Origin of the sequence: Pseudomonas sp. UBA6323, assembly GCF_002439135.1 — a bacterium.
In the GTDB taxonomy this organism is placed as follows: Bacteria; Pseudomonadota; Gammaproteobacteria; order Pseudomonadales; family Pseudomonadaceae; genus Aquipseudomonas.
In genome coordinates this window covers 193,376-219,403 of record NZ_DJSX01000065.1, presented here as the reverse complement: position 1 = coordinate 219,403, position 26,028 = coordinate 193,376, and the positions used below count along the sequence as shown (strand labels likewise).

Genomic DNA, 26,028 nt, shown 5'->3' with positions numbered 1-26,028 from the left:
GGCACTGGCCAGGGCGCCGAGGCGCACGCTGGCTTCGATCAGTGCGCCGGTCTTGTGCCGGTGCATGACTTCCAGCGCCTGCTGGTCGAGTTGCAGGCCGACCGAGCCAAGGTCGATGGCCTGGCCGCCGACCATGCCGGCCGGGCCAGCGGCCTGACTCAGCACTTCGACCATCTGCAGGCGTATCTCCGTGTCCTGCGGGTTGCTACGGCGGTCGGCGAGTACGCCGAAGGCCAGGCTTTGCAGGGCGTCGCCGGCAAGTATGGCGCTGGCCTCGTCGAAGGCCTTGTGGGTGGTCGGCTGGCCGCGACGGAGATCGTCGTCGTCCATCGCCGGCAGGTCGTCATGCACCAGCGAATAGGCATGTATCAGCTCCACCGCGCAGGCGGCGCCGTCGGCGCGCTCGATATCGCCCTCCAGCGCTTCACAGGCGGCGTAGACCAGCAGCGGGCGCACGCGCTTGCCGCCATTCATGACGCTGTAGCGCATGGCCTGGTAAAGCCGTTCGAGTTCTGTGCGTGGAGGTTGGAACAGGGCTTCCAGGGCAGTGTCGACGCGGGTCTGGCAGCGTTTCTGGTACGCCGCGATCATGCCGTTTCGTCCGTATCGAAGGGCGCTGGCTGCAGCTCGCCATCGCGCTCCAGCAGGATCTGCACTTTCTGTTCGGCCTGGGCCAGGGCGGCCTGGCATTCGCGGGTCAGGCCGATGCCCTGCTCGAAGGCGGTCAGCGAGTCTTCCAGCGACAGCTCGCCGCTCTCCATGCGCTCGACCAGAGTCTGCAACTCGGCGAGTGAGTGTTCGAAGTCGGGGGCGGCTTTCTTGCGGGCCATGATGCGGGTTCTCGCTGATTCTGGAACGGGCGCGACACTAGCAGAGCCGCGCCACTCGGGCAAAGTGTAGGAGCGAGTTTATTCGCGATTCTGGCGGGGGCGACATTCACTCCATCGCGAATAAATTTGCTCCTACCTGTCCGTATCAGACCGCGAGATAGGTGTTCCAGAAGTAGTACAGGGTCATCGTGCTGCCCACCAGGATGACGAAGCTGCGCAACAGTGCGGGCGGCAGTTTTTCGCCCAATGCACCGCCGACGTAACCGCCGATCGTGGCGCCGGTGAGCAGGATGGCCAGTTCGTACCAACTGACCCGACCGGCGACGATGAAGGTCAGTGTGGCGATGCTGTAGATCACCGCCGAAATCAGGTTCTTCAGGGCGTTGGCGCGAGCCAGCGGGTGGTCTTCGATGGAGAACGCGGCGAGTTGCAGGATGCCCATGCCGGCGCCGAAGAAGCCGCCGTAGATCGACACGCCAATATGCGCGCCCAGCGACAGCGGCGTGTGCGGTGGATGTTCGGTTGCCTTGTGCTTGCGTCGCGCGGCCAGCCAGCGCCCCAGCCAGGGGCTGGCGGCGAACAGCGCGGTGGCCGCCAGCAGCAGCCAGGGGATCAGCACGCGGAATACGTCATCGCCGCCAGCCAGCAGCAACAGGCCACCGAGCAAACCGCCGGCCAGACCGGCCAGCAGCAGCGGGATCAGGTAACGGCCCAGCGGCCCTAGCGACGCTCGCGCGGCCCAGGCGCCGGCCAGGCTGGCGGGCCATAGCGCCACGGCGTTGGTGGCATTGGCCGTCACCGGCGGCAGGCCCGCTGCGAGCAGGGCGGGGAAGGAGAAGAAGGTGCCGCCGCCAGCCAGGGCATTCATGCCCCCGGCGGCGAAACCGGCGAGGGCCAACAGCAGCAGGTCGAACAGCGTCATCGGTCAGGCTCGCACGAAAAGAGCGCAGCATAAGACCAGACGTTTGTCTCAGCCAGACCCTTGCCCGGCTGCCGCGGGAAGATGCCCGTGGTGAATGGCTTCGCACGGTTTGCCGCTATGGCTCACCGCTGCCGAATGGCGCGGCAGGTCGTCACGAACAGTGGTTGCAGCACTGCCCATTCGCCCTGGCGATAGTGCAGTTGTATACGCGCCGGTTGCGAGATGAGAAAACACGCCTGTGTCTGATTGGCCCAGAGCACCAGGGCGGTGAGCGCGGCGGCAGGCGAGCGCTCCCGCCGCGTGGGATCACTGGGTGCCTGTACGGCGCAGGGTGGCCGGTGTCCAGTAACCAGCCGGCGGTGCCTGCAGGTGGAACTGGCGCGGCGTCTTCTCGCCGTTGCGCAAGCCGATGACGGTATAGGTTCGAGCATTGAGGTCGTGGTACACGACGTTCACCGGGGTGATCGTCGGCACTTCGTAAGCGTTCTTGCTGAACGCCAGATTCACGTGCCAGAGCGAGCCGCGCGAATCGTAGTTTTCCACCATCAGGGCGTACCAGCTGTCCTCGTCGAGGTAGAAGCGGCGCTTGGCATGCACGTGGCGCTGGCCAGGGCGCAGCGTGGCCTCCACCACCCACACACGGTGCGTTTCCCAGCGGGTGTAGTCAGGGTTGAGATGGCCCGGCATGAGCAGTTTTGCAGTGGTGACGCCGGGCTGCTCCATGGCGTAGTTGTGGTAGGGCACCAGCAGTGTCTGCTTGCCGATCAGCTTCCAGTCGTAACGATCGGTGGCGCCGTTGAACATGTCGGTATCGTCGGCGTAGATACCGTCATTGGGGGTGTCGTAGGCCAGGGTCGGAGCGCGACGCACACGGCGTTGTCCGGGGGTATAGACCCAGGCTGCCCGTGGCTCCTCGACCTGATTGATGAAGTCCCGCACCAGCAATTTGCGGCCTGCCTCGCGTGACGGTGGCAGCAGCTCGCTCATGAAGTTCTGCAGCACGTTCGCCAATGTGCCGACGTTCTTGCTCGGGTCGTAGTAGGTGGAAAACATCTCCATTCGTTCGCGGATGATCGAATGGCTACCGCTGGTGGTCACTTGCGCAGTGTTCGCAACTTCCACGACGTAGCGGCCCTGCCAGCGAGTGATGTGGTTCCAGATCGCTTCGTGGCCGTTGTTGGGGATCGGGAAGGGGATACCGGCGTAAGCTCCATCCAGACCATTGCCGCCTTCTGCCAGAGCGGCATCGACCGCGTTGCGCCGCGTGTTCTGATAGATGTCTTCTGGCGCCGCAGCACTGCGGTGGCTCGGATACACCGGGATCTTGAAAGTCTGGGGAAAGGACTTCAACAAGGCTTTCACGCCCGGGCTGAGGTTGTCTTCGTCGCTGCCCATGTTTTGCGCGTCGATTATGCGCAGCGGCGTCTCGTTGGCGAATGGATCGACATGAAAACTGCCAGGGCCCCTGTACCCGGCAGGCAGTTCCTGCAAGCCGCCCGTCCATTCGGGAACGCCCTTGGCCGGGTCGCCCTGGCGCTCGGCACCGAATGGAGTGAGCGTGCTGCCGAGTTGTGCGGCACGTTCGTCGCTGACCTTGGCATGGGCGAGCAGGGGCATCTGCAGACCGATGGCCAGCAGCAGAGCGCTCAGGCGTAGAACATTCTTATTCATTGTCGTTTCCGCCGTCAGAAGGAGTAGGAGACATTGAGCGCGAGGTGATTGCGATCGATGAGCGAGTTGTCTTTGCGAGCGCCCCAGAACGAGGTGTAGGCCAGCTTGCCGCCGAGCTTCTGGCCGTACTTGAGGCCAATTTCGAGCGTGGCCGATTTGCGCCCCTGCACGAAGTTCTCGTTGAGTGTCGGCGAGGTGCCCGAGACGTCCTGGCGGAAGGTGACGGCAGGCATCAGATCGAGGTTCGGTTGCACGTCCTGAATCAGGCCGGTGAAGTTCACCGTGTAGCCCCAGGCGAAGGAGTCCAGATAGGCGTAGTTGACCGAGTCCAGCAGGCCGCCGGGGATATGGTTGAAGGCCGCTTCGGCCAGCACCATCAGATCGTCCAGGCCGGCGGTTGGGCCGAAGGTATGGATCGCCGATACCGATCCCGTGTAGAGCTCGTGGCGCTTGTACAGATCGATGCTGCTACGTGGGTCGTTGGCCGAGCCGTCGCCGAACTCGCCGAGATCGATGCTGGCGCCGCTGGCCCCTCCCGCGCCCAGAGCGCCTTCAGCCATCTGTTCCAGCTCGTAGGTCATCGACGGCTCCAGCGGAGCATTGGGACGATAGGTCAGCTCGCCGGCCAGGCTGGTGTCGCCGACCGTGCCGGACACGCTGAAGCCGAACAGGCGGATATCTTCGGGGTAGATGAAGTCGTAACGGGTGCTGTCGAGAAAGGCGAGGCCATCGACCAATGGTACCGACGCAGGATCGAACAGCTGGGCGAGGCCGCACAGGTCGGCGAAGCGGCCGCCGCTGCCAGCGCTGCAGGCGCTGGACAGGCCCTTCTGCACGCGCAGGAAGGGCACCTTGCTGTGGTAGTTGAGGTAGTAGAGGCTGAACTCGGTGTTGCTCCAGTCCTCGACCAGGTAGCGCAGGGCGAAGCCGTACTGGCCGCTGTCACGCGCGTCATGCTCGCGTCCGTAGCGAGCGCCGGCGACGATGCCGTTCTCGCCGTTGAGCCCTGGCACCAGGTCGGTTAACGGTCCCAATTGGTTGCGCAGGTCGATCAGCACACCATTGCTGCCCTTGCCGAAATAGTCTTGGTTATTGAAGAAGGCACCGGTTGGCATCAGTTCGTGGCCCTTCCACTCGAGCCCGTAGAAGGTCTCGAAGTTGAGGGCATCGGTCAGGCCGAACTGGGCCGAGATCATGTTGGTCGGCAGCAGGGCATCCTTGAAACTGGCGTTGGGCAGCACCACGCGGCCGATATCCACCGGGTTGATCACGTTGAGCCCGTCGGCGTAGAAGATGCCTTCGCCCCAGTTCAGTACCTGGCGGCCGAGCCGCACGCTCACCGGCATCTCGTCCAGATAGCGGTTGGTGTAGAGGTAGGCGTCGAGCAGGCGGGCGCGATGCCCGGAGCGGTTCTTCAGATCGGAGGGATAGCGCTTGTCACTGTCGGTGTTGTGCGTCGCGAAGCCGTCGCCGGTGGGTGCGTTGTCCATGATCTGGGTGTCGTACCAGGCGGTACCGCGGACGAACAGGCCATCCTGCTGGGTGCGCACGTGCAGCTCCGAGGTCAGCTTGAACTCGTTGGAGACGAAGCCCTTGTCGTAGTACTCGCTGCCATCGTTGTTGTTGATGAAGATGTTCTCTCCACCCCGCTCGATGTGCTCGGGCGAGCCCGTGCGGTAGATCGAGGTGAATTCGGCGACGCTTTCCAGGGTCGTGGTGACGTTCGGCCCGGTGTCGATCTGGAAGGCTGGCGCCTTTGCCCCACAAAGGCTAAGCCCCACAACCAATGCCATTTTCTTCTTGTTATGCAACATGGTGACCTCTGCTTGCGCTCGGAATGACCGCTGACACCTGAGGCTGAGGCGGGCGCACCCGCTCGAATGCCAGGCGCTAGCCGGCCGGTTGGGTGAGTGAACCAACGGTGCTGCTGTGAATGAGTCGAAGGCTGTTCTTGAGCTGCCTGATGCGTGCCGGGCGCTGCTCCTCTGGAAGCGTCAGGATCAGTTTGGTGACCGCCGTGGCGCCCTCGGTGAGCACCAGCGCAAGGCCTTCTGCCTGCGTCTCGTCGAGCGAGGGGTTGCTTACGCGAAACGTGGTTGCCAGCACCTGAGCGGCGCGGAAGGTGTCCTCGCGATTGAGTTCGCGCAGCTCTGCAGACGCTGCGACGCAGCCCCAGATCTCGACGAAGCCCGGATGACTGCTCTGGATGCCCACCATCAGGTCGATCAGGTGCTCGATCAGGGCGCCCGAATCGGCGGGGGTGGTCGGATCGCTGACGGTCTTGAGCACGTCTTCCAGCGAGGCGTTGATGGCGGTGGTGTAGCGCAGCCAGACCTCTTTGGCGATCGACAGCTTGGTCGGGAAGTACATGTACAGCGAAGCGATTGGCAGGCCGGATTCGCGCGCAATCTCGCGCATGGAGACCGCTTCGTAGCCATTCGCGGCGATCAGTTGCAGCGAGGTATCCAGAATCGCCTCGAGACGCGCCTGGCTGCGTTCCTGCTTCGGTACCCGTGGTTTGCGGGTCTTTTTCTGATCGCTTGACAAAGCCTCTTTCACCCCTACATCCTCTTAAAACATGAGCAATGCTTATGTTTTAGCTCGGGCGGCGGGAAATGGGAAGAGCGAAGAAAAAAATATGAGGTGGCAGCCTTGAACCCCGATGATCGCCTGGTGCTTGCCGTTGACCTCGGCAGCTCCGGCTGTAAGACGGCGCTGGTCAGCCTGGACGGGCGCGTCATACGCTTTGCCTTCCGCGCCGTGCGAACCCACCTCTTGCCGGGCGCTGGCGTCGAACAGTGCCCGGAAGACTGGTGGCAGGCGCTGCTGGAGAGTGCCGAAGAAGCGCTGGCAGGCGACGCCGGCGTGCGTCGTGCGGTGGTGGCCGTGGCCTGTTCCTGCCAGGGCGAGGGCACGCTGCCGGTGGATCGCGAGGGTAAACCGCTCGCTCGCGCCCTGCTGTACATGGACATGCGCGGGCAGCAGTCGGTCAGGCGCCGGGTCGCTGGCGTGCTGCCGCGAGTCGCTGGTTACGATCCGCTCAAACTGTGGCGCTGGTTACGCCTGACCGGCGGCGCGCCGGCACTGTCCGGCAAGGACAGCTTCGGCCATATCGCCTTCATCCGCGATGAGTTGCCGGAGTTGTACGAGCGCACCGACAAGTTCCTCAACGTTCTCGACTTCATCAACCTGCGCCTGACCGGTCGCATCGCCGCGACGGTCGATTCGGCCCTGTGCAACTGGGTCACCGACAACCGCGATCCGAGCCGCATTCGTTATGACGAGCGCCTGCTGGACATGGCGGGGTTAAGGCGCGACCAATTGCCTGAGCTGGTGCGCTGCCAGGATGTCATCGGCACCTTGCTGCCGGCGGTGGCCGAGCGCCTCGGCCTGCCGTCGAGCCTGCCGGTGGTGGCGGGGGCGGTCGACAACACGGCCGCCGCGCTGGGCTCCGGCGCGGTCGCGGACAACGCGCTGCACCTGTACGTCGGCACCTCGTCGTGGATCGGTGCCCATGTCGCGAAGAAGAAAACCGACGTGCTCCGGCAGATCGCCGCCGTGCCCTGCGCGCTGCCTGACCGCTACCTGATGATGGCCATGCAGTCGGCCGCAGGTGCCAACCTGAGTTTCCTGCGCGATCGCATTCTCTACGCGAAGGACGCGCTGCTGCAGAACGAGGCGGGGCCCGATGTCTATCGCATCCTGGACGAGGTCGCGGCCGAAGTCCCGGCTGGCGCACGCGGGCTGCTCTATCTGCCATGGCTGATGGGGGAGCGTAGCCCGGTGGATGACGCCAATTTGCGCGCCGGCCTGGTCAACATGACGCTCGGGCATGCCCGCGAACATGTGGTGCGTGCCTTTCTAGAAGGTGTGGCCCTGAATACGCGCTGGATGATGCAGGCCGTGGAAGCCTTCATCGGCAGCCCGACCAAGGCAATCACGCTGGTCGGCGGCGGCGGGCAATCGGAGGTCTGGTGCCGCATCTTCGCCGACGTGCTCGGCGTCACCGTGCGCCTGCCCGAACAGCCGATTCAGGCCAATGCGCGCGGTGCAGCCTTCCTGGCAGGGGTCGGCATCGGCGCCATGGGATTTTCCGAGATTGCCGAGCGTGTCGCGATTCGCCGCTCCTTCGAACCGGACAGCGCCCGGCACGCGCTCTACGACTGCAGCTACGAGAACTTTCGCGCCGCGCACAAGGCGCTCGCGCCGTTCTACGCGCAACTTAACCGAGGTGCTCAATGAGTCTTGAACAGCGGGCCAGGGAAACCCTGGTGCGTACCGCGGTGGAGATGGCCGACAAGGGCTTTCTCGCCGGTATCGGCGGCAACCTGGCCCTGCGCATCGACGCCGAGCGCTTCGCCGTCACCCCCTCGGCCAGCGATTACTACGCCATGTCGCCAGCGGACATCTGCATCCTGCGTCTGGATACCCTGGAGCAACTTGCCGGTGCCGGCAAACCCTCTGTCGAAAGCGGATTGCACGCCAGGATGTTCAGGGCGCGCCCGGATTGCCAGGCCAGCCTGCACACCCATCAACCGGTCGCCAGCGCTTTCACCTTGCTCGGCCGGGCATTGCCGATCAGTGGCGCCGAGGCCCGCAGGGTGATCGGCAGGCAAGTGCCGATGTGCGCCTACGGCCCTTCCGGCTCCGGGCTGCTGAGTTGGCTGGTCAGCCGCCGCGTGCGTCCTGATGTGAATGCCTACCTGATGCGTAACCACGGTGCGATCGGTATCGCCAGCACCTTCGAGCAGGCCGGGCGGGTCATGGAATTGCTGGAGCTGGAAGCGCGCGACTGGTTCCGCCGCGCGCTGCTCGCGCAACCTGACAACGCGCTGTGCCGCGACGCCCTTGCCAGCCTGAACGACAACTAGAAGGACACTCGCAATGAACGCTCCCACTGCCTTGAATCCAGGTAACTCCGGCATTTCGCGCTGGCCCGACACCGCTGCAGTCGATGCCCGGCTCAAGGCGCTGATCACGCAACCGATCCGTCCGATCCGCCGCGAGCACATGCAGAAGGTGCACGACTATTTCGACAATGACTGCCGTACGTCCAAGCAGCTCGCTGGCCGTGCCGCCGAAGTCATTCCTGGTGGCATCCAGCATAATCTGGCATTCAACTATCCCTTCCCACTGGCCATGAAAAGCGCCCTCGGCGCTCACCTCGAGGATGTCGACGGCAATCGCTACATCGACTTTCTCCAGGCCGGTGGTCCCACCCTGCTTGGCAGCAACGATCCGGTGGTGCAGGAAAGGGTGATCGAGACCCTGCGCGAGTGCGGGCCTGTCACCGGTCTGCTGCATGAATACGAGATCAAGCTGGCGGAGCTGGTCTGCAGGCACGTGCCGTCGGTGGAGATGTTCCGCATGCTGGCCTCCGGCACCGAGTCGGTGATGGGCGCCATTCGCCTGGCTCGGGTCTATACCAACAAGAAGAGAATCATCAAGATCGGTGGCGCCTATCACGGCTGGAGCGACCAGATGGTGTACGGCATGCGCATCCCCGGTACTGGCCGGCGTGAAGCTGTCGGTATCCCGGGTGGCTCCACCCGCTTCACCCAGGAGAGTTTTCCCAACGATCTCTCGGCCATTCGCAGGCGCCTGCAGCTCAACCGCCTGCGCGGCGGGACAGCGGCCATCATCGTCGAGCCGCTGGGGCCGGAAAGCGGTACGCGACCGGCGCACAAGGACTTCAACGCCAACCTGCGCAAGCTCTGCGACGAGTTTGGCGCACTGCTGATCTTCGACGAGGTGGTCAGCGGGTTTCGCGTCGGCATGGGCGGCGCGCAGGGGTATTTCGGCGTGATGCCGGATCTGACCATCTTCGGCAAGTGCCTGACCGGCGGCTACCCCATGGCGGGCGGCATCGGCGGGCGCCGCGAGATCATGATGATGCTCGCCGGTGGCATCGGCGGCAAACAGGGCAAGCGCGCCTTCGTCGGCGGCACCCTGACGGCCAACCCGCTGTCCTGCGTGGCGGGTTATCACACCCTGCTGGAGATGGAAAAGCGCAACGCCTGCGCCCTGGCCGGGCGAGCGGGGGATCGCATAACCGCCGGGCTGGGGCAGATCATCGAGCGTCTGGGGCTGCCCTACGTCGTGTACAACCAGGGTTCGGTGGTGCACCTGCAGACCTCCGGCGTATTGCTGCTCAACGTGCGCAATCCGATCCAGCTGATGCGCGAGGTGAATCCGCGCAAGCACATGATGGAAGAAATGGGCGCAGCCTATATGGCGCACGGCCTGGTGACCCTGGCCGGCAGCCGCCTCTATACCAGTGCTGCCGACAGCGACGATATCATCGACGAAGCGCTGAACCGCTTCGAAGACGTATTCAGGATGGCGGTCTGAACATGCAGGACGAACTGATCAAGGCGGCCTTGCGGCTCAGTAGCAAGGGCCTGCTCAATCGCCCGGGCGATGCGCTATCGATGCGCCTGGTCGGCGAAGCGAGGATGCTGATGCTGGAACCTGGCGGGGGCGTTCGCAGCCTCAGCCTGAGCGATCCCGGTACTGGCATTGCCAGCACGCATGCCCAGGTTTACCTGGCGCGTGCCGATGCCGGGGCGGTGGCGACGTTGAGTCCGCGCTGGAGCCTGCAGCTGGCGGGGCTGGGGGAGGAAATGCCGGGCATCTTCGACGAGCAGGCCAGGCACCTGGGGCGCAACTGGGCGCCTACCCAGGTCGGGCAACTGGCCGAAGCGCTGGCGCCAGGTGGCAATGCCGGTCTGGTAGACGGTCGTTTGCTGGTGCTCGGCATCACGCGAAACCGCCTGCTGTTCAATGCCGAGCTGTTCGAGAAGTGTGCCATGGCCTACGTGCTCGCCCGCCTCGGCGGGGGCCATGTGCGCAAGCTGCCCTGGATCGTGCGCAAGGTCGCTGGGGGGCGCCTGCTCAAGGACGAAGCCATGGCCAGTGCCTGCCATGCCCGAGGGCAGCGAAGCCCTGAACCCAGTGGCTACTGACCTAGGCGTGACTGTGAGGCGGTGACGCTTTGCGGCATCATCACAGGCGTCCGCCTCTGGTACCTGCGATGAACATCGACACCCGAATCAAATTCCGCCACCTGCTGTGCTTTCTCGAGATCGCCCGCCAGCGCAGTTTCGCCAAGGCGGCCGATGCCCTGGCGGTCAGCCAGCCGGCGATTTCCAAGACGCTCAGGGAGCTGGAGGACATCCTCGATGCCAGCCTGTTCGAGCGCGGCAAGCAGGGTGTGACGCTGACCGCCGCGGGTGTGGCCTTCATGCGTTACGCCGGGCCATGCGTGCAGGCGCTGCGCGATGGTGTGAACAGCCTGCGCGAAGGCGAGCACGAGGCCGGGCAGGTGCGGGTTGGCGTGCTGTCGACGGTCGAGAGCCTGCTGATTCCCGAGGTGGTGCGCCGTCTGCACGAGCGACATGCGGCGCTGGTGGTCAGCGTCGCCACCGGGCCGGGAGCCTACCTGCTGAGCCAGTTGCGGGTCGGCGAGCTGGATCTGGTGATCGGCCGCATGACCGACAGCCCGGATATCCAGGGCCTGACCTTCGAGCATCTGTACAGCGAGTCGATGACCCTGGTGGTGCGCCCCGGTCATCCGCTACTGGCCGCGGGTGACGCGCTGCCGGATCGCCTCGGCGATTACCCATTGGTGCTGCCTAGCGCCGGCACCACGATCCGCAAGCATGCCGACAGCCTGTTCGTGCAATGCGGGATAACGCCTTCGCGCCAGCGCCTGGAAACCCTGTCGCCGGCACTGAGCAGACGCTACGTGCTGAGCAGCGATGCGCTATGGGTAGCACCGCAGGACTCGGTGTGCCTGGACGTGCAGCGTGGCGAACTGGCCGAACTGCAGTTGCACGTGCGCGAACCCGGTGGCTCGGTCGGTATCTGCCGCAACGGCGCCCTTAGCCTGCCGCTGGCGGCCGAACGTTTCTGCGATGCACTGCGCGAGGTGGCGCAGGCCTACCGTGAGGGCGATTTTCCATAACCATTTGGTTATGTTCTGCTGGCGTCTTTTCAATGTTCATCAAGGCGGGTTTGGCCGAGACTGCTGCAATTCCCTGGGCAGCCTGCGCCCGGGAAACTCCACAATAGCCATAACAGGAGTGCGCCATGCCTGCCGAGGATAACCGTCGCTTTGCCATTCGCGACCGCAACTGGCATCCGAAAGCCTTCACCTCCGACTACAAGACCTCCATCACCCGCTCGCCGCGTCAGGCGCTGGTGAGCATCCCGCAATCGATTTCCGAAACCACCGGCCCGGATTTCTCGCACCTGAAGTTCGCCGAGCACGACAACGACCTGCTGCTCAACTTCAACAACGGTGGCCTGCCCATCGGCGAGCGCATCATCGTCTCCGGCCGGGTGATGGACCAGTACGGCAAGCCGATCCCGCATACCCTGGTGGAAATGTGGCAGGCCAACGCCGGCGGTCGCTATCGGCACAAGAACGACCGCTACCTGGCGCCGCTCGACCCCAACTTCGGCGGTGTCGGCCGCGCGCTGACCGACAGCGAAGGGCGCTACATCTTCCGCACCATCAAGCCCGGTCCGTACCCGTGGCGCAACAATCCCAACGACTGGCGACCGGCGCACATCCACTTTTCGCTCAACGGCCCGTCGATCGCTACGCGCCTGATCACCCAGCTGTATTTCGAGGGCGATCCGCTGATCCCGCTGTGCCCGATCGTCAAATCCATCGCCAACGCTGATGCGGTAGAGACGCTGATCGCCAGGCTCGACATGAGCACGGCGAACCCGATGGATTGCCTGGCCTATCGCTTCGATATCGTGCTGCGCGGGCAGCGGAAAACCCATTTCGAAAACAACTGATGAGCCGCCCAGGATCTGCGGCGCGTCGGCCAGACGGCGTTAAAAACGGCTTCGGAATGCTCATTTACTACTCGTAAATTGCGCTTCCTCAGCCCTTTTTGCCTTGTCTGGCTCTAGCTCGCGAGATCCTGAGCAGGCTCATAGGAGGATGACCATGCCTGTTGAATTGCTGCCGGAAACCCCCTCGCAAACCGCCGGCCCCTACGTCCATATCGGCCTGGCCCTGGCTGCCGCCGGCAACCCGACCCGCGAGCAGGAAATCTGGAACCAGATGGCGCGCCCTGAAGCCCCGGGCGAACACATCGTGCTGGTCGGCCACGTCTACGACGGCAACGGCCACCTGGTACGTGATGCCTTTCTCGAACTGTGGCAGGCCGATCATCAAGGCCACTACGACGAGGATTACGACCAGTCCAAACCGTTCAACGGCTTCGGCCGTACCGCCACCACTTTCGATGCCGGCAGCGAGTGGTTCGCTTACACGGTCAAACCGGGTGTGGTAAACAACGCGGCGGGTGTGCCAATGGCGCCGCACGTGAACGTCGCGCTGTTCGCCCGTGGCATCAATATTCATCTCAACACTCGCTTGTACTTCGAAGACGAGGCCGAGGCCAATGCCAAGGACCCGGTGCTCAACCTGATCGAGCAGCCACAGCGCCGCGAGACGCTGATCGCCAAACGTTGCGAGGTGGACGGCAAGCCGGCCTATCGCTTCGACATTCGTATCCAGGGCGAGGGAGAAACGGTGTTCTTTGACTTCTGAGTTGCTCTCGCAGGCCGCGAGCTTCATCGAAGCGCGTGGCCTGCATCTCGATGACGCCCAGCAGCGGGTGCTTGCACGCCTGGTCGACTGGCTGCAGGCGCGCTTGCGGCCGGTCGCCTGGCGTCGTCCTGCTGCTGGCGCCTATCTCTGGGGCGGAGTGGGGCGGGGCAAGAGTCTATTGCTCGAAGCGTTGTTTCACGCTGCGCCCGTCCAACCCAAGCGACGTGTGCATGTGCACGCACTGTTGCAGGAAGTGCAGCAGCGTATGCTGGCGCACACCGGTCAGGCCGATCCACTTGAGCGTGTCGCCGATGAGCTGGCCCGTGAAGCCCGACTGCTTTACCTCGATGAATTCCACGTGCACGACATCGGCGATGCGATCCTGCTCGGGCGGCTGCTGCAGCCGCTGATCGAGCGCGGCTGCATCCTGCTGTTCAGCTCCAATTACGCGCCGGAGCAGTTGTGCCCCAACCCGTTGTATCACAGCCGCTTCAAGCCGTTCGCCGAGCTGTTGCAACGGCGCTGCCTGGTCCAGCAGATGGCGGCCGGCCCCGACTACCGGACGCACAGCGCGCGGCATTGGGGGCTTTATCTGCAAGGCCCGGCGGCGTTGCTCGAAGCGCGCCTGGCGCACCTGCCGGCGGCGCCGCAGCTGCATCTGCAGCGCCGCACTCTGACCCTGCGCGGCATGGATGAACGAACGATCTGGCTGGATTTCGCCGCGCTCTGCCGACAGCCGTTGGCCAGCGGCGACTACCTGCAGCTGTGCCAGCGCTTCGCGCACATCGCCGTCGGAGAACTGCCGCCGCTGGCGCATTGCTCGCCGGACGAGCAGCAGCGCCTGGTCAACTTCATCGATATCGCCTACGACAGTGGTCGTGAACTCTGGCTGCAGGGCCAAAGCAGTCTGGATGCGCTGTGCACAGGCGTCGCCCACCTCGACTTTTCCCGTACACGAAGCCGCCTGGGGCAACTGCACCAGGCGCAAACGGAGAGCCTGGCATGCTAGCGGTCCTGAGTATCACCGCCCCGATCTTCATTCTTATCGGCCTGGGCTTTCTCTCGGCCCGCGTCAGCCTGGTCAACCGCGACCAGGTCCGCGGCATGGGCACTTTCGTCATCTACTTCGCACTGCCGTCGCTGGTGTTCAAGGCGTTGGCCGAACGCAGCCTGAGCGAGGTGCTCAACTGGCCGTACCTGGCCGCCTACGCATTGGCCTCGCTGAGCCTGTTCGTCGTCGGCCTGCTGATAGCGCGGCGCTGGCGCGGGCTGAACCTGTCCAGCAGTGCGATCCTGGCGATGGGCATGGCCGTGCCCAACAGCGGCTTCGTCGGCTATCCCATCGCGGTGATGGTGATCGGGCCGACTGCGGCATTGGCGATGGCGCTGGGCATGCTGGTAGAGAACCTGCTGATGGTGCCGCTGGCCCTGGCGATTGCCGAAGCCGGCCAGCAGGGCGGACGCGGCTGGACGGTGGTGCGCGAGACCGCGCTGCGCCTGCTGCGCAACCCGCTGATCATCGCCATCGTGCTGGGCCTGAGCATGTCGCTGCTGCAACTGCGCCTGCCGGTGGTGCCGGCGCGGGTGATCGACATGCTTGCCGGTGCCTCGGCGCCGGTGGCGCTGTTCGTCATCGGCGCCACGCTCAACGGCATGAAGGTCGGCGGCATGGCGGCGGATCTGGCGCAGACCTCCATCGGCAAGCTGATCCTGCACCCGCTGCTGATGTTCGCCGCGCTGAGCCTGGTGCCGGGCGTCGATCCGCTGCTGATGGTCGCCGGCGTGCTGTTCGCCAGCGCGCCAATGATGAGCGTGTTCCCCATCCTCGGTCAGCGCTTCGGCCTGGAAGAGCGCTGCGCCGCCGCGCTGGTGGGCTGCACCGTGCTGGCCTTCTTCAGCGTCAGCGCGCTACTGGTGCTGCTGCGCTGGCAGGGCATGTTGCCGGGATGATGGCTGGCACCTGTGGGAGGCGCTTCAGCGGCGAGCTTTTCATCCGTAGCCCGGATGCAATCCGGGAATGAGCGACACGACGACCCCAACAGAAGTGTCGTCCGCTGTTTCGCTCACTCTATTTGCGATTACCGCACAACGGTTCGATAATCGCCTGGCGCTGTCCACTCTGTTCCGGAGGCATCATGAGCGAATCCCGTCCGCCGCTTGCCAGCCTTGCGCCGCCACCCTACGTGTCGCCGGCCAAACGTATCGAGGAGTTCGCTGGCGACCCCAACTTCATGACCTCCCTGGCCCGGGGCCTGGCGGTGATCAACGCCTTCCAGGAGCGCAAGCGCCACCTGACCATCGCGCAGATCAGCCACCGCACCGAGATTCCCCGCGCCGCCGTGCGCCGTTGCCTGTACAGCCTGATGAAGCTCGGTTACGTCACCACCGACGGGCGCACCTACTCGCTGCTGCCCAAGGTGCTGACCCTTGGGCACGCCTACCTGTCTTCCACGCCGTTGGCGGTGTCTGCGCAGCCGTTCCTCGACCGCCTCAGCGAACAACTGCATGAAGCCTGCAACCTGGCCACGCTGGAGGGCGAGCAGGTGCTCTATCTGGCGCGCTCGGCCATTCCGCAACGGCTGATCTCGGTGGACCTGAGCGTCGGCAGCCGCCTTCCGGCCTACTGCACGTCCATGGGACGAATCCTGCTCGCCGCACTGGATGACGACCAGCTTCAGGACTACCTGGCCCATGCCGAGTTGCAGCCCAAGACCAGCCGCACCCTGCATAGCCCCGACGCGCTGTGGGAGTGTCTGCAGCGAGTGCGCCACCAGGGCTGGTGCATCGTCGACCAGGAACTGGAGCAGGGCCTGCGCTCGCTGGCGGTACCGGTCTACGACTCGGCCGGCCACGTGCTGGCAGCGATGAACATCAGCACCCATGCAGGTCGCGTGCCGGTCGCCGAACTGGAGAAGCGCTATCTGCCGCTGATGCTCAGTGCCAGCCGCGAACTGAGCGGTCAATTGTTCCGACCTTAGAACCTGTTCACGATCTGCTGCGCTTCGGCCCTACGGCGTTAAAGACAGGCTCGTAAACTTGAGCGCGACTCCCACCGCTCCTCGCCGTTTTGATTCGCTGGCGCTCTCCCTTCGGGCCAGCCTTCGGCTGTCACTCCCGTTGGTCGTTGCGCCTTGTATGGCTCCAGCTCGCAAGATCGTAAACAGGTTCTTGGAAAACGAAGGTGTTCGATAATCGCCCTGTATGGCGATTATCGGATTGTTCTCGTCAAGGCCACTTTCTAAGGTTGCAGTCATACGCCACGCCTCACCCGGTGGCGCCTGCAACCTGACGAGAACACTACGATGGCCGACATCATCACGCTGCGCGACGCCATTTCGCGCCATGTCCAGGACGGCGACTGCATCGCCCTCGAGGGCTTCACCCACCTGATTCCCACTGCCGCCGCCCACGAGCTGATCCGTCAGGGCAAGAAAGATCTGCACCTGGTGCGCATGACCCCGGACCTGGTCTATGACCTGCTGATCGGCGCCGGTTGCGCACGCAAGCTGACCTTCTCCTGGGGCGGCAATCCCGGTGTCGGTTCGCTGCATCGCCTGCGCGATGCGGTGGAGAAGCACTGGCCGCACAAGCTGGAGATCAGCGAGCACAGCCACGCGGCCATGGCCAACGCCTACGTCGCCGGTGCCTCCAACCTGCCGTTCGCCGTGCTGCGCGGTTACCAGGGTTCCGACCTGGTCAAGGTCAACCCGGACATCAAATTCATCGAGTGCCCGTTCAGCGGCGAGAAGCTGGCCGCCATCCCCAGCGTGCGTCCGGACGTTACCGTGATCCACGCGCAGAAGGCCGACCGCAAGGGCAACGTGCTGATCCAGGGCATCCTCGGCGTGCAGAAGGAAGCCGCGCTGGCAGCCAAGCGCTGCATCGTCACCGTCGAGGAAATTGTCGACGACCTGCAGGCACCGATGAACGCCTGCGTGCTGCCGACCTGGGCCGTCACTGCGGTGTGCGTGGTGCCCGGCGGTGCCAGGCCTTCCTACGCGCACGGCTACTACGAGCGTGACAACCGCTTCTATCAGGACTGGGATCCGATCGCCCGCGACCGCGACACCTTCACTGCCTGGATCGATCAGTACATCCGCGGCACCGAGGATTTTGCGCAGTACCAGGCGAAGGTTAACGGGGAGGCCAAGTGATGAGCGAGTTCAACACCAACGAAATGATGACCGTGGCCGCCGCGCGCCGCCTCGGCAATGGCAGCGTCTGCTTCGTCGGCATCGGCCTGCCGTCCAAGGCCGCCAACCTGGCGCGCCTGACCCATGCACCGGAAGTGGTGCTGATCTACGAATCCGGCCCGATTGGCGCCAAGCCGAGCGTGCTGCCGCTGTCCATCGGTGACGGCGAGCTGGCGGAAACCGCCGACACCGTAGTGCCGACCGGCGAAATCTTCCGCTACTGGCTGCAAGGTGGGCGTATCGACGTTGGCTTCCTTGGCGCCGCCCAGGTCGACAAGTACGGCAACATCAACACCACCGTGATCGGCGACTACCACGCGCCGAAAGTGCGCCTGCCCGGCGCCGGTGGCGCGCCGGAAATCGCCGGTAGCGCCAAGAAGGTGCTGATCATCCTCAAGCAGGGCCATCGCACCTTCGTCGACAAGCTGGCGTTCATCACCTCGGTCGGTCACGGCGAAGGCGGTGACCATCGCAAGCGCCTGGGCCTGCCGGGCGACGGCCCGGTGGCGATCATCACCGACCTGTGCATCATGGAGCCGGAAGCCGGCAGCAACGAATTCATCGTCACCTCGCTGCACCCGGGCGTGACCCGCGAACAGGTGATCGAGAACACCGGCTGGCAGATCCGCTTTGCCGACAACGTGTCCACCACCGAGGCGCCGAAAGCTGAGGAACTGGCCGCGCTGCGCGACCTGGAAGCGCGCACTGCCGCCGCCCATGGTCAGGCTGGAGGTGAGGAATGAGCCGCGAAGTATTCATCTGCGACGCCATCCGCACGCCGATTGGCCGCCTGAATGGCGCGCTGTCCGCGGTACGCGCCGACGACCTGGCGGCGATTCCGCTCAAGGCCCTTGTCGAGCGTAACCCGCAGGTCGACTGGTCAGCGGTCGATGAAGTGTTTATGGGCTGCGCCAACCAGTCCGGCGAAGACAACCGCAACGTCGCCCGCATGGCGCTGCTGCTCGCCGGCCTGCCGGAGACGGTGCCGGGCGTGACCTTGAACCGTCTGTGCGCCTCGGGCATGGAAGCGGTCGGCGCTGCCTTCCGCGCCATCGCCTCGGGCGAGATGGAACTGGCCATCGCTGCTGGCGTCGAGTCGATGACCCGCGCGCCTTACGTGATGGGCAAGGCCGACAGCGCCTTTGGCCGCGGCCAGAAGCTGGAAGACACCACCCTGGGCTGGCGCTTCGTCAACCCGCTGATGAAAGAGCAATATGGCGTCGACCCGATGCCGGTCACCGGTGACAATGTCGCCGAGGACTACGGCGTCAGCCGCGCCGACCAGGACGCCTTTGGCCTGCGCAGCCAGCAGCGTGCAGCTGCGGCCCAGGAAGCCGGTTACTACGCCGAGGAAATCGTCCCGGTGGTGATCAAGACCAAGAAGGGCGAAATCGTCGTCGACCGTGACGAGCATCCGCGTGCCGACACTACGGCCGAAGGCCTGGCCAAGCTCAAGCCGGTCAATGGTGAAGGCAAGACCGTTACCGCCGGCAACGCCTCGGGCCTCAACGATGGCGCCTCGGCGATGATCCTGGCGTCGGCCGAAGCGGTTAAGCAATACGGCCTCAAGCCCCGCGCCAAGGTGCTGGGCATGGCCAGCGGCGGCGTCGCCCCGCGCGTCATGGGTGTTGGTCCGGTGCCGGCGGTGCGCAAGCTGCTGGCGCGGCTGAACCTGAGCATTGAGCAGTTCGAAGTGATCGAACTGAACGAAGCCTTCGCCGCCCAGGGCCTGGCGGTCACCCGTGATCTCGGCCTGCCGGACGACAGTCCCAAGGTCAACCCGAACGGCGGCGCCATCGCCCTCGGCCATCCGCTGGGCATGAGCGGCAACCGCCTGGTGCTGACCGCGGTGCATCACCTGGAGAAGACCGGCGGCAAGCTCGGCCTGGCGACCATGTGCGTGGGCGTCGGCCAGGGTCTGGCGCTGGCCATCGAGCGGGTGTGATTGACAGCTGTAGGAGCGAATTTATTCGCGATGACCCGGCCAGTCAGGGTCGCGAATAAATTCGCTCCTACAGACGCGTAGGGTGGGCTTCAGCCCACCATTTTACGGCGGTGGGCTGAAGCAGATCGTCGCTCGGCTCACCCTACGCACTGAACCTTGTGGGAGGCGCTTCAGCGGCGACGCCTGTAATCGGTCGCGGTTAAAGCCCCTCCCACAGACACCCTCCGTGCGCGGCGCCGCCGGTTGATGCCACACTAGCCGTACATTTTCCCAGGAGCGCTTCGCTCGTGAGCAACCAACTTTTCGATGCCTATTTCACCGCGCCGGCCATGCGCGCGATCTTCTGCGACGCCGGCCGCGTGCAGGGCATGCTCGACTTCGAAGCCGCCCTGGCGCGGGCCGAGGCACGCGTCGGGCTGATCCCAGCCGAGGCGGTGGCGCCCATCGAGGCCGCCTGCCAGGCCGAACGCTACGATTACCCGACGCTGGCCCAGGCCATCGCCACGGCTGGCAATTCCGCCATCCCGCTGGTCAAGGCACTGGGCAAGCGCATCGCCGCTGAAAGCCCCGAGGCCGAGCGTTACGTCCACCTCGGCGCGACCAGCCAGGACGTCATGGACAGCGGCCTGGTACTGCAACTGCGCGCCGCCATCGACCTGATCGAGCTTGATCTCGCCAGCCTGGCCGCTGCCCTGGCGGCGCAGGCCGAACGCCATATCGACACACCGCTGGCCGGGCGCACCTGGCTGCAGCAAGCCACACCCGTGACCCTAGGCATGAAACTGGCCGGCGTGCTCGGCGCGATCACCCGTCATCGCCAACGCCTGAGCGAACTCAAGCCGCGCCTGCTGTGCCTGCAGTTCGGCGGCGCTTCCGGCAGCCTGGCCGCGCTCGGCGACGCCGGCTGGGCGGTCAGCGGTGCGCTGGCGCAGGAACTGCAACTGAACCTGCCCGAGCAGCCCTGGCATACCCAGCGTGATCGCCTGGTGGAGTTCGCCAGTCTGCTGGGCATGATCGCCGGCGGCCTGGGCAAGCTGGGCCGCGACCTCAGCCTGTTGATGCAGACCGAGGCCGGCGAAGTGTTCGAACCTTCGGCGCCGGGCAAGGGTGGCTCGTCGACCATGCCGCACAAGCGCAACCCGGTCAGCGCCGCCGTGCTGATCGGCGCCGCCACGCGTGCGCCGGGCCTGGTGGCGACGATGCTGGCGGCCATGCCGCAGGAGCACGAGCGCAGCCTCGGCCTGTGGCACGCCGAATGGGAGACCCTGCCCGAACTCTGTTGCCTGGTCTCCGGCGCCTTGCAGCAGGCGCTGCTGGTGGTGCCGGGCCTGGAGGTGGACGCCGCGCGCATGCGCGAGAACCTGGAACTGACCCAGGGCCTGGTGCTGGCCGAGGCAGTAAGCACCGCCCTGGCCCAGCGCATCGGCCGCGACGCCGCCCATCACCTGGTGGAGCAATGCTGCCGCCAGGCGGTGCAGGAGGGCGCCCACCTGCGCGCCGTGCTCGGTGCCAATGCCGAGGTCGCCGCAGAGCTTTCCGCCGAGGAGCTGGACCGCCTGCTCGATGCCGCGCATTACCTGGGGCAGGCCCGCCGCTGGGTCGAGCGGGCCATCACCGAACACACGCAATTTTCGTCCTAGGAGTCATTCATGCCTGTCGTACGTCTCGCCGATGGCGACCTCAATTATCTGCTCGAAGGCCCTGCCGGTGCTCCGGTGTTGGTGCTGTCCAACTCGCTGGGCACCGACTTGCACATGTGGGACGCGCAGATCCCTGCCTTCACCCAGCACTTTCAGGTGCTGCGCTACGACACCCGTGGCCACGGCGTTTCGCTGGTGACCGACGGCCCGTACAGCATCGAACAGAACGGCCGCGACGTGCTGGCCCTGCTCGATGCGCTGGGCATCGCCAGAGTGCATTTCTGCGGCCTGTCCATGGGTGGCCTGATCGGCCAGTGGCTGGGCATCAATGCCCCTGAGCGCATCGAGCGCCTGGTGCTGTGCAACACCGCCGCCAAGATCGGTACGCCGGAGGTGTGGAACCCGCGCATCGACAGCGTGCTCGCTGGCGGTGCGCAGGCCATGCGTGAGCTGCGCGATGCGTCGATCTCGCGCTGGTTCACTGCCGAGTTCGCCGAGGCCAATCCGGGCAAGGTCGAGCCCATCGTCGGCATGCTGGCGCAGACTTCGCCGGAAGGTTACGCGGCCAACTGCGCAGCGGTGCGCGATGCCGATTTCCGCGAGCAGCTTGGCAGCATCACCGCGCCGACGCTGATCGTCTGCGGCAGTGGCGACCCGGTGACCACAACCGAGCATGGCCGTTTCATGCAGGAACGCATCGCGGGTGCCGAGCTGGTGGAGTTCCACGCCGCGCACCTGTCCAACGTGCAGGCCGGCGATGAGTTCAGTCGGCGTGTGCTGGATTTCCTGCGCGCCTGAGCGCCCCCCCCTTCTTGTTGTAGGAGCGAGCTCTGCTCGCGAATCGTAAAGCTCGCGAACCCAGCACTTCGCGAGCAGAGCTCGCTCTTACGGATTCATTCGAGGACTGACCGATGGACGAAAAACAACGCTACGAAGCCGGCATGCAGGTGCGCCGCGCGGTGCTCGGTGACGCCCACGTCGACCGCAGCCTGCAGAACCTGACGCCGTTCAACGAAGAGTTCCAGGAGATGATCACCCGGCATGCCTGGGGCGATATCTGGACCCGCCCGGGCCTGCCGCGTCACACCCGCAGCCTGGTCACCATTGCCATGCTGATCGGCATGAACCGCGAGGGCGAGCTAAAGCTGCACCTGCGCGCAGCGAAGAACAACGGGGTGAGCCGCGAAGAGATCAAGGAAGTGATCATGCAGAGCGCCATTTACTGCGGCATCCCGGCGGCCAATGCCACCTTCCACCTGGCCGAGGCGGTGTGGGACGAGCTGGGTATCGAGTCCCTGCAGGACTGACTCCTGCGAGCAATGGGGCGCTGCCCGGACCACGCATCCGGGCGGCGCTTTTTTATGCCTGCGCCCCCGCGCGCGGGATGTCAGAGCGCCGCCGCGTGGCGACCGGCGATATAGCCGAAGGTCAGGGCAGGGCCGAGGTTGATGCCGCCGGACGGGTAGTGCCCGCCCAGCGGGCTGGCCATATCCGTACCTGCTGCGTAGAGCCCTGGGATCGGCTGGCCATCGCCATCCAGTACGCGGGCGTGGCCGTCGGTTCGCAGCCCGGCGAAGGTGCCGAAGCAGCCCGGCTGCACCTTCACCGCATAGAACGGCCCCTGCTCTATGGGCGCTACGCAAGGATTGGGGCCGGGGTGCTGGGCGTCGCCACTGCGGCGATTGAACGGCGTGCTGCCACGGCCGAATTGCGGGTCTTCGCCCAGGCGCGCGTGGTGGTTGAATTCGCTGATGGTGGTGACCAGGCCAAGCGGATCGATGCCGCAGGCAATGGCCAGTTCTTCGATAGTATCGCCGCGCTTGAGGTAGCCGCTGCGGATATGCGGTGACACCGGCAGCGGCGCCGGACGGGCGAAACCGATGCCGTAGCGGCGCTGGAAACGGTGGTCGCAGATCAGCCAGGAACAGGCTTCCTGATCCTCGGGGATGGCCTTGAGCATGGCGTCGACATAGTCGTAGTAGCCGCCGGCCTCGTTGACGAAGCGCTGGCCGTTTTGCAGCACACCGATGATGCCGGGTTTGCCGCGGTCGATGATGTGCGGGAAGTGGCCAACGCTGCCGTCGGGGTAGGGCACCTTCGATACCGGCGCCCAGGCCACGGGCGAGCGCAGGTCGTCGGCGACTCGTCCGCCGGCGGACTCGCCTAGGCGCAGGCCGTCGCCGGAGCAACTGGTCGGTGGCAGGGCGAGGTTGTCATGACCGCTGGCATCGCGCGGGAACATCGCCTGGCGCCGTTGCGGATCATTGGGGAAACCGCCTGCCGCGAGCACCACGGCTTTGGCGCGGATAGTCGTTTCCTCGCCGGTATGCAGCACCACGGCGCCGCAGACGCTGCCGTTCTCGACGATCAGACGCTGCGCGGGCGTGGACTCCAGCATCTGCACACCGAGATCCTGCGCCGAGCGCACCAGACGGGCGATCAGCGCCACGCCGTTGACCAGGTGCATGGCGCGGCCATAGCGGGCCAGGTGATAAAGGTGGCTGGTGAAGCGGCGGATGACGTGCAGCAGCGCCTTGGGCGAGCGGGTCATGTTGAGGAAGGCGGCAAGATCGGCACCGGCCATGATCGGCATGCCCATGAAGGACGTCTCACGCATGGTCTTGCGCAGGCGTGGCAACAGGTCGAGCACCTCGCGGCCATCGTAGGGCGCGGCGATGACCTGATGACCGCCGGTGGCCGCGCCGGGCGTGTTGCCGTGCATGTCGGGGATACCGTTGCCATCGACGAACTGCAGCGCGGTGTGCTGCTCGAAGAAGGCCACCATCTCCGGGCAGTGTTGCAGAAAGGCGTCCACCAGCTCGGGGCGGTAATGCTCGCCCAGCTCGTTGCGCAGGTAGGTGCGCGGTTGCTCGATGTCTTCGACGATGCCGGCGCGCTGGGCCAGCGGGTTGCGTGGCGCCCACAGCCAGCCCCCGGACCAGGCCGTAGCGCCGCCCAGCACTGGTGCCTTCTCCACCAGAATCACCCGTTTGCCCAGGTGCGCGGCGCTGACGGCTGCGGCCAGCCCGGCAGCGCCGGAGCCGACCACCAGCAGGTCGCAGTCGAGTGGGGTGTGAGGCATGGCAGGTCTCCGGATTTGTATTTATTGGAACTATGTTCCGGATTTTACGTTGGGTGCATGGAGGCGCCAAGAGTAACGGGAGAGAAGGGCTTGGGATGTCGTGCGGTTAGCGGCCATTTGTCGTTCGCTTTGCCGTCACTGAGAGGTGGAGGTATCAGCTTTCACCTGTGGACATGTTCAGGAGCTGTCGCTGCTGAAGCGCCTCCCACGGTGTGGCCTGAATACGTGGGCGTTTACCTGTGGGAGGGCTTTAGCCACGCTTGCTAGTTGCCGCGGCTAACGCGCCCTACTGGGATGAAGCGTTCTGCCTCAACTGCGGAAACGGCCGATGCGTTCCTGCAGTTCACCGCCGAGCCTGGCCAGTTCGGCGCTGGACAGGGCCGTCTGCTCGGTGGCGCTGGCACTCTGTTCGCCAATGCTGCGTACGTTGTCCAGGCTACGGTTGATCTCCATGGCCACCGCGCTCTGCTGTTCGGCGGCGCTGGCGATCTGCTGGTTCATTCGTTCGATCAACGCAACCGCCTGATTGATGTGCACCAGGCTCTGGCCGGTTAGCTCGACGCTGCTCACCGCGTCCTGGCTCAGGCTCTGGCTGGCCTGGGTTTGGGTCACGGCCTTGTGCACGCGGTTCTGCAGGCTGGTGATCAGTGCCTCGATCTCGCTGGCGGAATCCTGTGTGCGGCGCGCCAGTGCGCGAACTTCATCGGCGACCACGGCGAAGCCGCGGCCTTGTTCACCGGCACGGGCCGCCTCGATGGCTGCATTGAGTGCGAGCAGGTTGGTCTGCTCGGCGACTGCCTTGATCACGTCCAGCACCGTGCCGATGCGCTGGCTCTCGCCCTGCACCTGATCGACGGTCTGACCGGTCTGTGCGACCTCACTGGCCAGGCGCTCGATCTGCTCGATGACCTGGCGCACCTGCCGGTCACCATCGCGGGCCTGCAGTTCTGCCTGCTGCGCCGCTTGCGATGCCTGCTCCGCATCGCCGGCCACCTGTTGCACGCTGGCGACCATCTGCTGCATGGCGCAGGCGGTCTGACTGGATTCTTCGCTCTGTTCGCGCACGCCGGCGCGGGTCTGTTCGCTGACCGCCGACAGTTGCTCGGCCGCGGCGGCGATCTGTGTCGCGCTACCGCCGATCTGCCCGATCAGTTCGCGCAGGTGGTCGCGCATGCTCTGCAGCGCCCCCAGCAGCTGACCGACCTCGTCGCGGCCAATGGCCGTGCGAGAACCGCTGAGATCACCGGCCGCCACCTGTTGGGCCAGCAGCAGGCAATTCCGTAGCGGGCCGACGATCAGACGGCGGATCAGCCAGCTGGCGAGCAGCGCCAGCACCAGCGCTGCGGTGGTCAGCAGGGCCAGGGTTTGCAGGGATTGGCGGTTGCCTTCCTGCATGATGAGCTGCTGGCGCTGTTGCAGAGCGTCGCCATGTTGCAGCATGGCTTGCGCCAGTTCGGTCAGCCGGTTGCGGCTGTGCTGTTCAGCCTCGCGGCTTTGGCGATAGTGCTCGAAGGATTCGCGATAGCTGTCGAGCGCGCGCAGGGCTTCGTCCAGCGATGCCTGCTGCAGCGCTGCGAGTTGTGCGCGCAGTTGCTGCGCCGCCTCGGTCATGCTGGTGAAGCGTATTTGCCAGAGGTCGGCATCGGCATTGTCTGCGCTAAGGATGAACTGGCTTTCCGCCAGGCGCAGCTGCAGCAGGTTCTGGCTCAGGCGTGCCGCCGCCTCGGCCTGATCGACTCCGCTCTGCGTGCCTGCCTGGCCTTCGAACAGTTGGTCACGAATCAGGTTGAACTGGTCCTGAGCGACCATCTCGAACTGGATCAGCGCTTCGTCGGCGCGGATCGCCATGCCGGTCTGCGCGGTGCTGGCTTGCGACTGTGTCGCGCGCAGTTGGGTGAACTGCTGCAGATAAGCGTCGTTGCCTTGCAGCAGTTGCTCGGTATGCGAAGAAAGGGCGGCCAATTGGTCGGCGATGCCGGCATGCTGATCGGCAATGGCCGCTTCATGGCCAGCCAGCGGTGCCAGCAGGTAATCCTTCTCCAGCAGGCGCAGCCGCAGGATCTGTTGTTTCAGGTCCGCCACCTGAAGCGATTGGCCGGCATGCCCGAGTATGTCGCTGGCGGTGCGCCAGCCACCCAGGGCCACCGCCAGGGTCAGCAGCATGACCAGTG

Annotated in this window: 24 protein-coding genes and 1 pseudogene; 16 read left to right on the top strand and 9 right to left on the bottom strand. The window is 65.2% G+C overall.

Going from position 1 to position 26,028, the window contains the following annotated elements; all coding sequences use genetic code 11:
• From B3P22_RS15720 to B3P22_RS15695, 6 genes are all read right to left on the bottom strand, one after another.
• Window positions 1-591, bottom strand: a 591-nt coding sequence (locus tag B3P22_RS15720) for a polyprenyl synthetase family protein (protein ID WP_296271627.1), incomplete at its 3' end; no start/stop codon positions are given.
• Window positions 588-830, bottom strand: a complete 243-nt coding sequence (locus B3P22_RS15715) for an exodeoxyribonuclease VII small subunit (protein WP_013717293.1) — start codon at window positions 828-830, stop codon at window positions 588-590. The genes B3P22_RS15720 and B3P22_RS15715, both read right to left, overlap by 4 nt.
• Window positions 831-975: 145 nt before the next feature.
• Window positions 976-1,752, bottom strand: coding sequence for a sulfite exporter TauE/SafE family protein (locus B3P22_RS15710; RefSeq protein ID WP_296271626.1), 777 nt, complete (start codon window positions 1,750-1,752; stop codon window positions 976-978).
• A 306-nt stretch (window positions 1,753-2,058) separates the two neighbouring features.
• Window positions 2,059-3,423, bottom strand: a complete 1,365-nt coding sequence (locus B3P22_RS15705) for a DUF1329 domain-containing protein (protein ID WP_296271625.1) — start codon at window positions 3,421-3,423, stop codon at window positions 2,059-2,061.
• A 14-nt stretch (window positions 3,424-3,437) separates the two neighbouring features.
• Window positions 3,438-5,237: a DUF1302 domain-containing protein gene (locus B3P22_RS15700; RefSeq protein ID WP_296271624.1), complete on the bottom strand. Its 1,800-nt coding sequence runs from the start codon at window positions 5,235-5,237 to the stop codon at window positions 3,438-3,440.
• A gap of 76 nt (window positions 5,238-5,313) precedes the next feature.
• Window positions 5,314-5,982, bottom strand: coding sequence for a TetR/AcrR family transcriptional regulator (locus B3P22_RS15695; RefSeq protein ID WP_296271623.1), 669 nt, complete (start codon window positions 5,980-5,982; stop codon window positions 5,314-5,316).
• Between the two features lie 84 nt (window positions 5,983-6,066).
• Between B3P22_RS15695 and B3P22_RS15690 the strand changes: the two genes are divergently transcribed.
• The 16 genes from B3P22_RS15690 to pcaC all read left to right on the top strand — a co-directional run bounded on the left by B3P22_RS15690 (window position 6,067) and on the right by pcaC (window position 22,082).
• Window positions 6,067-7,665 carry a xylulokinase gene (locus B3P22_RS15690; RefSeq protein ID WP_296271622.1) on the top strand — a complete coding sequence of 533 codons (1,599 nt, stop codon included), beginning with the start codon at window positions 6,067-6,069 and terminating at the stop codon, window positions 7,663-7,665.
• Window positions 7,662-8,294 carry a class II aldolase/adducin family protein gene (locus B3P22_RS15685; protein ID WP_296271621.1) on the top strand — a complete coding sequence of 211 codons (633 nt, stop codon included), beginning with the start codon at window positions 7,662-7,664 and terminating at the stop codon, window positions 8,292-8,294. The genes B3P22_RS15690 and B3P22_RS15685 overlap by 4 nt, the downstream gene beginning before the upstream one ends.
• 13 nt (window positions 8,295-8,307) lie before the next feature.
• The gene (locus B3P22_RS15680) at window positions 8,308-9,774 is read left to right on the top strand and encodes an aspartate aminotransferase family protein (RefSeq protein WP_296271620.1); all 1,467 of its coding nucleotides are present in this window, start codon (window positions 8,308-8,310) and stop codon (window positions 9,772-9,774) included.
• Between the two features lie 2 nt (window positions 9,775-9,776).
• The gene (locus B3P22_RS15675; protein WP_197855559.1) at window positions 9,777-10,388 is read left to right on the top strand and encodes a hypothetical protein; all 612 of its coding nucleotides are present in this window, start codon (window positions 9,777-9,779) and stop codon (window positions 10,386-10,388) included.
• 68 nt (window positions 10,389-10,456) lie between these two features.
• Window positions 10,457-11,389, top strand: a complete 933-nt coding sequence (gene pcaQ / locus B3P22_RS15670; RefSeq protein ID WP_275547576.1) for a pca operon transcription factor PcaQ — start codon at window positions 10,457-10,459, stop codon at window positions 11,387-11,389.
• 125 nt (window positions 11,390-11,514) lie between these two features.
• Window positions 11,515-12,234, top strand: coding sequence for a protocatechuate 3,4-dioxygenase subunit beta (pcaH, locus tag B3P22_RS15665; protein WP_296271619.1), 720 nt, complete (start codon window positions 11,515-11,517; stop codon window positions 12,232-12,234).
• Between the two features lie 154 nt (window positions 12,235-12,388).
• Complete coding sequence (gene pcaG, locus B3P22_RS15660) at window positions 12,389-12,997, top strand: protocatechuate 3,4-dioxygenase subunit alpha (protein WP_275547575.1); 609 nt, start codon at window positions 12,389-12,391, stop codon at window positions 12,995-12,997.
• The gene (gene zapE / locus B3P22_RS15655; protein ID WP_296271618.1) at window positions 12,987-14,006 is read left to right on the top strand and encodes a cell division protein ZapE; all 1,020 of its coding nucleotides are present in this window, start codon (window positions 12,987-12,989) and stop codon (window positions 14,004-14,006) included. The genes pcaG and zapE overlap by 11 nt, the downstream gene beginning before the upstream one ends.
• Window positions 14,000-14,947 (top strand): AEC family transporter, encoded by a 948-nt coding sequence (locus B3P22_RS15650; protein ID WP_197855555.1) that lies wholly within the window; start codon window positions 14,000-14,002, stop codon window positions 14,945-14,947. Before zapE ends, B3P22_RS15650 begins: the two co-directional genes overlap by 7 nt.
• A gap of 185 nt (window positions 14,948-15,132) precedes the next feature.
• Complete coding sequence (locus B3P22_RS15645; RefSeq protein ID WP_197855554.1) at window positions 15,133-15,975, top strand: IclR family transcriptional regulator; 843 nt, start codon at window positions 15,133-15,135, stop codon at window positions 15,973-15,975.
• A 324-nt stretch (window positions 15,976-16,299) separates the two neighbouring features.
• Window positions 16,300-17,151 carry a CoA transferase subunit A gene (locus tag B3P22_RS15640; RefSeq protein ID WP_197855553.1) on the top strand — a complete coding sequence of 284 codons (852 nt, stop codon included), beginning with the start codon at window positions 16,300-16,302 and terminating at the stop codon, window positions 17,149-17,151.
• A complete protein-coding gene (locus B3P22_RS15635) occupies window positions 17,151-17,933 on the top strand; it encodes a CoA-transferase subunit beta (RefSeq protein ID WP_296271617.1) in 783 nt (260 codons plus the stop codon). The genes B3P22_RS15640 and B3P22_RS15635 overlap by 1 nt, the downstream gene beginning before the upstream one ends.
• On the top strand, window positions 17,930-19,135 hold the full coding sequence (pcaF, locus tag B3P22_RS15630) for a 3-oxoadipyl-CoA thiolase (RefSeq protein WP_296271616.1): 1,206 nt from the start codon (window positions 17,930-17,932) through the stop codon (window positions 19,133-19,135). The genes B3P22_RS15635 and pcaF overlap by 4 nt, the downstream gene beginning before the upstream one ends.
• Before the next feature lie 287 nt (window positions 19,136-19,422).
• On the top strand, window positions 19,423-20,775 hold the full coding sequence (locus B3P22_RS15625; protein WP_296271615.1) for a 3-carboxy-cis,cis-muconate cycloisomerase: 1,353 nt from the start codon (window positions 19,423-19,425) through the stop codon (window positions 20,773-20,775).
• 9 nt (window positions 20,776-20,784) lie between these two features.
• Complete coding sequence (gene pcaD, locus B3P22_RS15620; protein ID WP_296271614.1) at window positions 20,785-21,573, top strand: 3-oxoadipate enol-lactonase; 789 nt, start codon at window positions 20,785-20,787, stop codon at window positions 21,571-21,573.
• A gap of 113 nt (window positions 21,574-21,686) precedes the next feature.
• Complete coding sequence (pcaC, locus tag B3P22_RS15615; protein WP_296271613.1) at window positions 21,687-22,082, top strand: 4-carboxymuconolactone decarboxylase; 396 nt, start codon at window positions 21,687-21,689, stop codon at window positions 22,080-22,082.
• Between the two features lie 80 nt (window positions 22,083-22,162).
• Here pcaC and B3P22_RS15610 read toward each other — a convergent pair whose 3' ends face one another.
• From B3P22_RS15610 to B3P22_RS23930, 3 genes and pseudogenes are all read right to left on the bottom strand, one after another.
• A complete protein-coding gene (locus B3P22_RS15610) occupies window positions 22,163-23,857 on the bottom strand; it encodes an FAD-dependent oxidoreductase (protein ID WP_296271612.1) in 1,695 nt (564 codons plus the stop codon).
• 309 nt (window positions 23,858-24,166) lie between these two features.
• Complete coding sequence (locus tag B3P22_RS23935; protein WP_419096441.1) at window positions 24,167-25,030, bottom strand: methyl-accepting chemotaxis protein; 864 nt, start codon at window positions 25,028-25,030, stop codon at window positions 24,167-24,169.
• Window positions 25,022-26,020 (bottom strand): annotated as a pseudogene (locus tag B3P22_RS23930) (methyl-accepting chemotaxis protein); the annotation flags it as partial. The gene B3P22_RS23935 and the pseudogene B3P22_RS23930, both read right to left, overlap by 9 nt.
• Between the last annotated feature and the right edge of the window lie 8 nt (window positions 26,021-26,028).